This window comes from Paenibacillus curdlanolyticus YK9 (assembly GCF_000179615.1).
Taxonomy (GTDB): domain Bacteria; phylum Bacillota; class Bacilli; order Paenibacillales; family Paenibacillaceae; genus Paenibacillus_T; species Paenibacillus_T curdlanolyticus.
Genome location: NZ_AEDD01000005.1, coordinates 40,959 through 50,927, shown reverse-complemented (window position 1 = coordinate 50,927; position 9,969 = coordinate 40,959). Strand labels below are relative to the sequence as shown.

Sequence of the window (9,969 nt, the reverse complement as noted above, 5' to 3'; positions counted from 1 at the left end):
AGGCGAAGAGGTCTGGAAAGGCCCGCTAGAAGAGGTAAAAGCCCTGTAACCAAAAGTCAGCACCCTCCGAGACGGATCCTGAGTACGGCGGGACACGTGAAACCCCGTCGGAATCCGGCAGGACCATCTGCCAAGGCTAAATACTCCCTAGTGACCGATAGCGAAGCAGTACCGTGAGGGAAAGGTGAAAAGCACCCCGGAAGGGGAGTGAAATAGAACCTGAAACCGTGCGCTTACAAAAAGTCAGAGCCCTCTCTATGGGTGATGGCGTGCCTTTTGTAGAATGAACCGGCGAGTTACGTTCACGTGCAAGGTTAAGTCGGGAAGACGGAGCCGCAGCGAAAGCGAGTCTGAATAGGGCGAATAAGTACGTGGTCGTAGACCCGAAACCGTGTGATCTACCCCTGTCCAGGGTGAAGGTGCGGTAACACGCACTGGAGGCCCGAACCCACGCACGTTGAAAAGTGCGGGGATGAGGTGGGGGTAGCGGAGAAATTCCAATCGAACTCGGAGATAGCTGGTTCTCCCCGAAATAGCTTTAGGGCTAGCCTCGAGAATGAGCGTCATGGAGGTAGAGCACTGATTGGGTGCGGGGCCCGCCAAGGGTTACCAAGTCCAGTCAAACTCCGAATGCCATGTACGTGCTCCTCGGGAGTCAGACAGTGAGTGCTAAGATCCATTGTCAAGAGGGAAACAGCCCAGATCATCAGCTAAGGTCCCCAAGTGTGTGTTAAGTGGGAAAGGATGTGGAGTTGCACAGACAACCAGGATGTTGGCTTAGAAGCAGCCACCATTTAAAGAGTGCGTAATAGCTCACTGGTCGAGTGACTCTGCGCCGAAAATGTAACGGGGCTAAACACACCACCGAAGCTATGGCATGTACCAGTAGGTACTTGGGTAGGGGAGCGTTGAATGCGGGTTGAAGTCAGACCGGAAGGACTGGTGGACTGCATTCAAGTGAGAATGCCGGTATGAGTAACGAAAAGACAAGTGAGAATCTTGTCCGCCGAAAGCCTAAGGGTTCCTGAGGAAGGCTCGTCCGCTCAGGGTAAGTCGGGACCTAAGGCGAGGCCGAAAGGCGTAGTCGAAGGACAACAGGTTGATATTCCTGTACCACCGTAAACCGTTATGAGCAATGGAGTGACGCAGAAGGATAGTGACGCGGACTGATGGAATAGTCCGTCCAAGCAGTGAGGCTGATGTGTAGGCAAATCCGCACATCGTAAGGCTGGGCTGTGATGGGGAGGGAAAATTATAGTACCGAAGGTCATGTGTTCCCGCTGCCAAGAAAAGCTTCTAGCCAGGTGAAGGTGCCCGTACCGCAAACCGACACAGGTAGGCGAGCAGAGCATGCTAAGGCGCGCGGAAGAACTCTCGTTAAGGAACTCGGCAAAATGACCCCGTAACTTCGGGAGAAGGGGTGCCTCGGTAGGGTGAATAGCCCGAGGGGGCCGCAGTGAAAAGGCCCAAGCGACTGTTTAGCAAAAACACAGGTCTGTGCGAAGCCGTAAGGCGAAGTATACGGGCTGACGCCTGCCCGGTGCTGGAAGGTTAAGGGGAGTGGTTAGCCGCAAGGCGAAGCTATGAACCGAAGCCCCAGTAAACGGCGGCCGTAACTATAACGGTCCTAAGGTAGCGAAATTCCTTGTCAGGTAAATTCTGACCCGCACGAATGGCGTAACGACTTGGGCGCTGTCTCAACGAGAGATCCGGTGAAATTTTAATACCTGTGAAGATGCAGGTTACCCGCGACAAGACGGAAAGACCCCATGGAGCTTTACTGCAGCTTGATATTGGACTTTGGTACGATCTGTACAGGATAGGTGGGAGCCTAGGAAGCCTGAGCGCCAGCTTGGGTGGAGGCGCCGTTGGGATACCACCCTGATCGTATCGGAGTTCTAACCCGCTACCGTGAAGCCGGTAGGGGGACCGTGTCAGGTGGGCAGTTTGACTGGGGCGGTCGCCTCCTAAAATGTAACGGAGGCGCCCAAAGGTTCCCTCAGAATGGTTGGAAATCATTCGGAGAGTGCAAAGGCATAAGGGAGCTTGACTGCGAGACCAACAAGTCGAGCAGGGACGAAAGTCGGGCTTAGTGATCCGGTGGTACCGAATGGAAGGGCCATCGCTCAACGGATAAAAGCTACCCTGGGGATAACAGGCTTATCTCCCCCAAGAGTCCACATCGACGGGGAGGTTTGGCACCTCGATGTCGGCTCATCGCATCCTGGGGCTGAAGTAGGTCCCAAGGGTTGGGCTGTTCGCCCATTAAAGCGGTACGCGAGCTGGGTTCAGAACGTCGTGAGACAGTTCGGTCCCTATCTGTCGTGGGCGTAGGAAATTTGAGAGGAGCTGTCCTTAGTACGAGAGGACCGGGATGGACGCACCGCTGGTGTACCAGTTGTTCCGCCAGGAGCATCGCTGGGTAGCCAAGTGCGGACGGGATAAGCGCTGAAAGCATCTAAGCGCGAAGCCCCCCTCAAGATGAGATTTCCCAGTATGTAAGACCCCTGGAAGACGACCAGGTTGATAGGCTCGAGGTGGAAGCGCAGCAATGCGTGCAGCTGACGAGTACTAATAGGTCGAGGGCTTATCCTAAGCGTTTTTACCAGCTAAATTGTATAACTACAGCATTCGTATCCAGTTTTGAAGGTGTGATTTTAAGTAAGAAATCATTACCACAGCAATGTGGTTTTTTTATTGGCCTTTAGCTCAGCTGGTTAGAGCGCACCCCTGATAAGGGTGAGGTCGGTGGTTCGAGTCCACTAAGGCCAACCATATTTGTACGGGGCCATAGCTCAGCTGGGAGAGCGCCTGCCTTGCAAGCAGGAGGTCAGCGGTTCGATCCCGCTTGGCTCCACCAATCACTTCATACTGTTCCCTGATAGCTCAGTTGGTAGAGCACTCGACTGTTAATCGAGTTGTCACAGGTTCGAGTCCTGTTCGGGGAGCCAGATATAGAGAGGTGTCCGAGTGGTCGAAGGAGCACGATTGGAAATCGTGTAGGCTCTAACCGGGTCTCGAGGGTTCGAATCCCTTCCTCTCTGCCATATTAGTTAGGCCCGTTGGTCAAGGGGTTAAGACACCTCCCTTTCACGGAGGTAACAGGGGTTCGAATCCCCTACGGGTCACCATACGGAGGCTTAGCTCAGCTGGGAGAGCATCTGCCTTACAAGCAGAGGGTCGGCGGTTCGATCCCGTCAGCCTCCACCATAATTTAATAATGACGCGGGGTGGAGCAGCTCGGTAGCTCGTCGGGCTCATAACCCGAAGGCCGCAGGTTCAAATCCTGCCCCCGCAACCAAATCAGCTTCGGATTGCTGCCGAAGTAATCGTGTGGAGCCGTGGTGTAGAGGCCTAACATGCCTGCCTGTCACGCAGGAGACCGCGGGTTCGAATCCCGTCGGCTCCGCCATAATTATTCAGCAATTAGGCTCGGTAGCTCAGTTGGTAGAGCAGAGGACTGAAAATCCTCGTGTCGGCGGTTCGATTCCGTCCCGAGCCACCATTTTTGAAAATTTAATATGCCGGTGTAGCTCAGTTGGTAGAGCAACTGACTTGTAATCAGTAGGTCGTGGGTTCGACTCCTATCGCCGGCACCATGTTTTATGGAGGATTAGTGAAGTGGCTAAACACGGCAGACTGTAAATCTGCTCTCTCTGAGTTCGGTGGTTCGAATCCATCATCCTCCACCATTTTTTTTATAGCAAGAGCCATTAGCTCAGTTGGTAGAGCACCTGACTTTTAATCAGGGTGTCGTAGGTTCGAGTCCTACATGGCTCACTTTTAATTTCATATGCGGTTGTGGTGGAATGGCAGACACGCTATCTTGAGGGGGTAGTGGGCGTACGCTCGTGGAGGTTCGAGTCCTCTCAACCGCACCATATTATTTCGCGGTCATGGCGGAATTGGCAGACGCGCTAGATTCAGGTTCTAGTGGTGTAACAGCCGTGGAGGTTCAAGTCCTCTTGACCGCACCATCTATGCGGAAGTGGCTCAGCGGTAGAGCATCGCCTTGCCAAGGCGAGGGTCGCGGGTTCGATTCCCGTCTTCCGCTCCATAATTAATTGGTGCCCTTAGCTCAGCTGGATAGAGCGTTTGACTACGAATCAAAAGGTCGGGAGTTCGAATCTCTCAGGGCACGCCATTTACGGGATGTAGCTCAGCTTGGTAGAGCACCTGGTTTGGGACCAGGGGGTCGCATGTTCGAATCGTGTCATCCCGATTTGAAAAACCTTTATTCATTCCTTAGGAATGACCTCATTGAGTTGGAGCCGCGTGGCTCTTCTCTTTATACAGCATTATCATAAAGGGCCGGATAAACACCGCTATGGTGTCTATCCGGTCTTTTTCGTTGTCTAAACATTGGCTTACATTCCTAATTTTCTACGAAGAAATGCTGCGAATGCTCGCCCATATCCAACTCCCAACCGAAGATGTCCTCAAGCGAGCGAGATGTCGCGCCACATATGAATGGCCAGTCGCTAGATAAAATAAGAGGTTGTGACGGATGCCTGAAGCATGGCTGTCACAACCTCTTGTGGTTTAGGAGAAGAATAGCGGCTACGCAGGGTCCATCTCCATAACGTCGATCTCCATGGCTGTATCGCCTCCGTAGTACATATTGCAATAAATATGCAGTTGGTCACCAACAATATCTGCCCAAGACTTTGAGTTGTTAGCAACGGTGAGGGCCATGTAATACTCATATTCTTGCTTTAATGAAGCTGTCGTATATGTCGCTTGCCGTTCCGTGGTTATTTGAGCGCTAACGATATCGATATGATGGAAATTAATCTGGAATGCGTAATAGATCTTTCCGCCCCGATAAACGATATGCGAAACTTTACCGTCTTTAGGCACATTGACCATGAGCTTTATTTTTTTACCATCCTTATTGTACACAGGGTTGCCTTTCAGGTCGTAGACGTTAATCTCGCGATTAAATATATTTAGTAGCGTCCCCTGAGCTTCATCCAGCACCCATAGCTGTGCATTCGTGAGTCTCTTCGGAATCACAATTGGGTGATCAAGATCGTTGAATTTGTAGACGAGTGCTTTCCCATCCTTTTGATAGAGAATACCTCTGTTCCCGTCTGGCAAATAGACAGGTGCAGTCGTTTCATATACTTTGGACGGATCAGCTACGGCTTGTTGATCTAAATAGCGGTCTTGGCGGATGGTTCCATCGGGATTTAACTCGAAATAACGCAGCCCGGCGGTATCTCTTGTCAGATACACATTTCCTTGTACCCAATCAAACATGTATGCATTGTCCCAATGTTCAATGGTCGTGACTAGACGTTGGCGAATTGTCCATTGTCGCTCGTTGTTCAGAATCGAAACGAAAAGTTTATCTTGGTTTCCACTGCGAACCTTCCAATAGAAATAGACGTTTCCAAGCACATCCTCCCCAACATAATCTGCCAACTGATTGCCATTGGTGAAGTTAGGGAGATCATTACGGTCTTTGAAGTTACTGAAGTTGTATAGGTATGAACGGTTACGGATATAAATCGTACTGCCTACCATCATAACGTTTCGGCCTGTTGATTCGGCGACGAAGCGCAGTGGCACAAGCGTGTTCTCATTTTCCAATGCAGGCGCAGCCAGTAATGGTTGCTGTTGGCCATTAACCTGTGCTGTCTTACTGCCGATCTGAAGCGTTAGATTTACTGTACTGCTTACACCGGTTATCGTCTGATTTTCCGGATGAAAGGAAACGTTGAACCCTAACGCTTCAAACAGTGCTCGAAAAGGAACAAGCGTGACACCATCGCGTACCTTAGGAGCTACGGGCATTGTGACCGGTTTTTCATTCACCAATACCTGTATCGGTCCTGCTTGTGCAGCAGCATTCGATTCACCCTGCAAAGATGTACTGCTCAATAACAGTCCAGCAACTAATAAGCCGCTAATTGTAAATTTCAATTTGTGTAAAATAATGCTCACCATCCCTACTGGTTGTGTTCTTAATAGTTTGGTTCCAATTATAGGGCATGGGGCAGGGTTAATATAGTAAAAAATACCTAAAGAATGAATTGGCATGGATAAGAGGAAGGCAGCTTAATATGTAAAAAAGGGGCAGCTGAACGGCCGCCCCCTCCTATATGGCATTTCTATTGCTCCTAACGCAACGTAAGGAGCAGGTTTACCTGTTAGACACAGCTATGGCCCGTACACTTCAAGCTCGCTAATGGCCGTAGCAGTGCTTACATTGGCCACTTGCACTCTAACGTAGCGCGTGTTGACGGTGCTCGGCAGATTGATGGTATTCGTATAATTGTTGGCGGAATAATAGCCGTAGGTGGTAGCTGGCGTTTGGGCTGTGAAGGTGTTGTCATCTGCCGAATTGCTGGTAAGGATGGACGCCGACTGAACCCAGTAGCCGTACGTTGGCGCTTTGATAACGATCTGATTGACTGCTTGTACGCTGCCAAGGTCGACCGTAATCCAGCCCGTCTGGCCATAGTTCGGCTGCCAGAAGTTCGAGGAGTAATGGACGCCGTCCACCGCTGCAGCCGGATACGAGCCGCTGCTAGCCCATACATAGTGGCCAAGTGCCAGATTGCCAGAAGCGGACGCTTCCTTGAGAGTGATCGACAGCTGCGCAGTAGCGAGCAGCATAGCGGACATGAGAACCATCGAGAGCTTTTTCTTCATAGATTGCGTACGAGTCATTGTGATAGACCTCCTTAGGATATGGAAAATAAGAATACAAAAGCATGAGATTCAACTTGCGGCTGCGAGCTAATCCTGCTGCTGCGTTCCTGATCTTGCGGAATCTATCACCCCCTGATTCACTAGCATTTGTTATGTACGAGTAGAATCGTACCATAGGGCTTTTGCCGAAGACGATGTCATTTATCAGGATAAATATGTGCGATTTTACTGATGTTGATCGATGTAAAACGGAAGGCATACACCTCCATGCAGCATAATCCCACGAGTGAATTGCGATGCAGCGGATGGACGAAATGGCGCTGTTGGCTGATGAAGCCGAGGCGGGGCAAAGGTGCAAGCCGATAGGCGATTACCACTTTTGGACGACTGCCGCTTCTGGAGGCGCGATTCTGGTAGCGGGGTATGTGATCCAATTGTGAATAATGGTCCCTACTTCAAAATACCACAAATGACAATCCAGCAAATGACAATGCTGCACCTCTCGGACAGATCATTGGCAAAACTCAAGCTGCGAAAAGCGTATGTCAGTGTGAAGAACACATCGCATAACAATCGAAATATATTGTAAAACGATAAATCTTGTGGTACTCTCAAGCTGACAATACCAAAGAGGGGTGCAGTTGATGGAACGAGGTTCAACATTGATTTTGAAGGCGGCGGTGTTTCTAATTGGGCTAGCAGTGCTTGCTTTATCCATATTCGGAGTGCCTGTAATCGCGAAGGATGCAATAGAGGCATTCCCCGATCACTGGGTATATCCCATAGTAATTGCGATGTACGCGGCAGCGATTCCGTTTTACATTGCTTTGTATCAGGCATTTAAGCTGTTGGGCTATATTGATAAGAACGAGGCGTTCTCCGAGCTGTCGGTAGAGGCGCTTAAGAAAATCAAATACTGTGCAATTGCAATCAGCCTCTTACATGCGGCATGCCTGCCGTTCCTGTTTCTCATTGCGGATGAGGATGATGCCCCGGGGCTCATTCTGTTCGGCATGGTCATTCCGGTTGCCTCGATCGTTATTGCAGTGTTTGCTGCCGTTCTTCAAAAGCTGCTGAAAAATGCCATCGATATCAAATCAGAGAATGACTTAACGGTTTGAGGTGAATGACATGGCGATCATTATTAATATTGACGTGATGTTGGCAAAGCGGAAGATGAGCGTGACGGAGCTTACGGAGCGGGTGGGCATCACGATGGCGAACCTCTCCATATTGAAGAATGGGAAGGCCAAAGCGATTCGGTTCTCCACGTTAGAGGCGATTTGCAAAGCGTTGGATTGCCAGCCGGGCGATATTTTAGAGTACAGGGCGGAGGAGGAGTAGCGGTGGACGTTCAGACAAACAACCCGATTGTTGCAAATATGGCGAATCCCCATGAGCTGGAGAGCCTGTTTAGAAGAGAGCCCGACGTTTTCAAGCGAGCCTTCGCCTATGCATGGGAGCAGCATCCGGATTCGCAGGTTCTTGCTGTTTGGCAGGAGCGGTTATTTTTCAAGGAGACATCGGTGCGTACCCAGGAGACGGCCTTGTTCCAAAAGGGTTTCCTGGTCATGGGAATACTGGCGATTCTGGCTGGGATTTGTACGCGAATTCTATTTTATTTTATCGATCAGAATACAATCTCCCCGATTAACCTTGTGTTTGGTGTCCTGCCGTTTATGGCTGCTTACTTCGTATATCGGAACCCTTCGAATAAGAAAGTTCTTTATACGCTTGGAGCGGTATTCTTATTGTTTGCGGTTTACTTGAATATGCTGCCGCTCGAATATACCGATAGTATTATTCTGGTTTATCTCCATCTTCCCGTTCTCCTGTGGGTGGCCGTAGGCCTTGCGTTTACAGGCAACGAACATGGTGTAGGCCGTGTAAGATTGGCATATCTTAAATTCAATGGAGAGTTCGGCATCCTTTACGCCATTATTGCCATTAGCGGAATGCTGCTAACGTTGCTCACGATGCGGCTGTTTACATTCGCGGGCATGAATATATCGGAATTTTATTTCAGCAACGTCGTCGTATTCGGCGCTGCCGCGCTCGCGATTGTAGCAGCCTATCTGGTGACGAAAAACCTGAAGCTCGCAAAAAGCATAGCGCCGTATATCGCTAAGATTTTCAGCCCGCTCGTACTGGCAACATTGGCGGCTTATTTGATCACGATCGTATGGGTCGGAAAAAGCCCGTTCCTGGATCGCGACTTTCTTCTGTCCTTCAACGGCATATTGCTTAGCGTGCTGGCCGTCACCATCTTCTCGATTACCGAGAGCGGAACAGATGAGAGGAAAAGCATGTCCGATTATATTAATTTGGCCTTGATCGTTCTCGCGCTTATCATTGACACGGTGGCTCTATCCGCTATTGTGTTCCGGTTATCATCTTATGGAATTACACCTAACAGGCTTGCCGTTCTGGGCATAAACCTGCTAATCTGGGCCAATCTGATTTGGATTATGCGCGCGTATATGCCGTTTCTACGGGGTAAAATGGGGCCTTCCGCCGTCCAAGACGCCGTTACGAAGTATTTGCCGATCTACGGGCTTTGGGCAGCAATTGTGACGGTTGTTTTCCCGCTTGTTTTTTGACTGTCAGCGGATTGTAGGGAAGGGCTCGCAGGAGAAAGGCGCTGCGGGCCCTTTTGTTCCGTGCAAGAGTACGATCGTCTTCGGAAGTTATAGGGGATTTGTGCCTGACAACTTCATCATTTCGTCTAGCATGCGTTTTCGAACGATCAGCGGGTTCAGGTCAGGAGAGGTAATGTGGCTCAAATAACGTCGGGCGCTATCGTCGATTTGTTCATCTGTCGCCTTGGCGGCGCCGTAAAATTTATAATGCGGAAGAAAAGTCATGCCAATCTGATTGGCGAAGGCTTGAAGGGGACGTACTAATTCGCTAATGGTGTAACCAACCAAGCCACCCGACTGGTAGGAGGACTCATCGCCTCCAATCGACATGGCAAGAATGAACTCTTTTCCTGCAACAGCTTTCCCGCCGGCTCCAAACAGCCAGACTGTCGTGAACACATCATCGAGCCATTGCTTAAGCAAAGCAGGCGTGCTGTACCACTGGATGGGAAACTGCAAAACAAGACGGTCATGCTGCGCGATCAGATCTTGTTCAGTCTCTGCGTTGATTGCAAAATCGGGATAGGCCTTATACAATTCCTGAACGGTAATTTGATCGGGGGACCCATGCAATTCCGCCAACCAGCGTTTATTTAAACGCGATTGTTCGATTGTCGGGTGAGCTGCAATAACCAGTATTTTCATTGGTAAATAATCACACTCCTTGTGC

General features: G+C 50.1%; 7 protein-coding genes, 17 tRNA genes and 1 rRNA gene (1 of these 25 cut by a window edge). 22 read left to right on the top strand and 3 right to left on the bottom strand.

The genetic code is table 11. From position 1 onward, the window contains the following. The 18 genes from PAECUDRAFT_RS10380 to PAECUDRAFT_RS10295 all read left to right on the top strand — a co-directional run. Positions 1–2,595 (top strand): 23S ribosomal RNA (locus tag PAECUDRAFT_RS10380); it begins 336 nt to the left of the window's first position. Between the two features lie 103 nt (positions 2,596–2,698). Continuing rightward, positions 2,699–2,775, top strand: a tRNA-Ile gene (locus PAECUDRAFT_RS10375). Between the two features lie 9 nt (positions 2,776–2,784). Continuing rightward, positions 2,785–2,860 (top strand) — tRNA-Ala (locus PAECUDRAFT_RS10370). A gap of 15 nt (positions 2,861–2,875) precedes the next feature. Next, positions 2,876–2,951, top strand: a tRNA-Asn gene (locus tag PAECUDRAFT_RS10365). 5 nt (positions 2,952–2,956) lie between these two features. Continuing rightward, a tRNA-Ser gene (locus PAECUDRAFT_RS10360) sits at positions 2,957–3,047 on the top strand. Positions 3,048–3,056: 9 nt separating this feature from the next. After that, positions 3,057–3,131, top strand: a tRNA-Glu gene (locus PAECUDRAFT_RS10355). A gap of 3 nt (positions 3,132–3,134) precedes the next feature. Further along, positions 3,135–3,210, top strand: a tRNA-Val gene (locus PAECUDRAFT_RS10350). 14 nt (positions 3,211–3,224) lie between these two features. Further along, positions 3,225–3,301 (top strand) — tRNA-Met (locus PAECUDRAFT_RS10345). A gap of 34 nt (positions 3,302–3,335) precedes the next feature. Next, a tRNA-Asp gene (locus PAECUDRAFT_RS10340) sits at positions 3,336–3,412 on the top strand. 17 nt (positions 3,413–3,429) lie between these two features. After that, a tRNA-Phe gene (locus tag PAECUDRAFT_RS10335) sits at positions 3,430–3,505 on the top strand. 18 nt (positions 3,506–3,523) lie between these two features. Next, a tRNA-Thr gene (locus PAECUDRAFT_RS10330) sits at positions 3,524–3,599 on the top strand. A gap of 8 nt (positions 3,600–3,607) precedes the next feature. Then, positions 3,608–3,692 (top strand) — tRNA-Tyr (locus tag PAECUDRAFT_RS10325). Positions 3,693–3,707: 15 nt separating this feature from the next. Further along, positions 3,708–3,780 (top strand) — tRNA-Lys (locus PAECUDRAFT_RS10320). Positions 3,781–3,795: 15 nt separating this feature from the next. Then, positions 3,796–3,881 (top strand) — tRNA-Leu (locus tag PAECUDRAFT_RS10315). Between the two features lie 9 nt (positions 3,882–3,890). Continuing rightward, positions 3,891–3,977 (top strand) — tRNA-Leu (locus PAECUDRAFT_RS10310). A gap of 5 nt (positions 3,978–3,982) precedes the next feature. Next, positions 3,983–4,057 (top strand) — tRNA-Gly (locus tag PAECUDRAFT_RS10305). A gap of 10 nt (positions 4,058–4,067) precedes the next feature. After that, positions 4,068–4,144, top strand: a tRNA-Arg gene (locus PAECUDRAFT_RS10300). A 4-nt stretch (positions 4,145–4,148) separates the two neighbouring features. Next, positions 4,149–4,222: transfer RNA gene (locus PAECUDRAFT_RS10295), tRNA-Pro, on the top strand. A gap of 338 nt (positions 4,223–4,560) precedes the next feature. Here the strand turns inward: PAECUDRAFT_RS10295 and PAECUDRAFT_RS24595 are convergent. Further along, a complete protein-coding gene (locus tag PAECUDRAFT_RS24595; protein ID WP_050794316.1) occupies positions 4,561–5,952 on the bottom strand; it encodes a stalk domain-containing protein in 1,392 nt (463 codons plus the stop codon). 213 nt (positions 5,953–6,165) lie between these two features. Beyond that, positions 6,166–6,678, bottom strand: a complete 513-nt coding sequence (locus PAECUDRAFT_RS10285; RefSeq protein WP_006038055.1) for a discoidin domain-containing protein — start codon at positions 6,676–6,678, stop codon at positions 6,166–6,168. Positions 6,679–6,956: 278 nt separating this feature from the next. Between PAECUDRAFT_RS10285 and PAECUDRAFT_RS25885 the strand changes: the two genes are divergently transcribed. The 4 genes from PAECUDRAFT_RS25885 (at position 6,957) to PAECUDRAFT_RS10270 (ending at position 9,260) form a co-directional block, all read left to right on the top strand. After that, entirely contained in the window at positions 6,957–7,100 is a 144-nt protein-coding gene (locus PAECUDRAFT_RS25885) for a hypothetical protein (protein WP_158306243.1), read from the top strand. Positions 7,101–7,304: 204 nt separating this feature from the next. After that, positions 7,305–7,781 carry a DUF2975 domain-containing protein gene (locus PAECUDRAFT_RS10280; protein WP_006038054.1) on the top strand — a complete coding sequence of 159 codons (477 nt, stop codon included), beginning with the start codon at positions 7,305–7,307 and terminating at the stop codon, positions 7,779–7,781. A 10-nt stretch (positions 7,782–7,791) separates the two neighbouring features. Further along, complete coding sequence (locus PAECUDRAFT_RS10275; RefSeq protein ID WP_006038053.1) at positions 7,792–8,004, top strand: helix-turn-helix domain-containing protein; 213 nt, start codon at positions 7,792–7,794, stop codon at positions 8,002–8,004. A gap of 38 nt (positions 8,005–8,042) precedes the next feature. Further along, a complete protein-coding gene (locus PAECUDRAFT_RS10270; RefSeq protein WP_040712237.1) occupies positions 8,043–9,260 on the top strand; it encodes a DUF4153 domain-containing protein in 1,218 nt (405 codons plus the stop codon). 87 nt (positions 9,261–9,347) lie between these two features. On the opposite strand, the gene PAECUDRAFT_RS10265 is transcribed toward PAECUDRAFT_RS10270, so the two are convergent. Continuing rightward, on the bottom strand, positions 9,348–9,944 hold the full coding sequence (locus PAECUDRAFT_RS10265; protein WP_040712125.1) for an NAD(P)H-dependent oxidoreductase: 597 nt from the start codon (positions 9,942–9,944) through the stop codon (positions 9,348–9,350). Positions 9,945–9,969 lie beyond the last annotated feature (25 nt).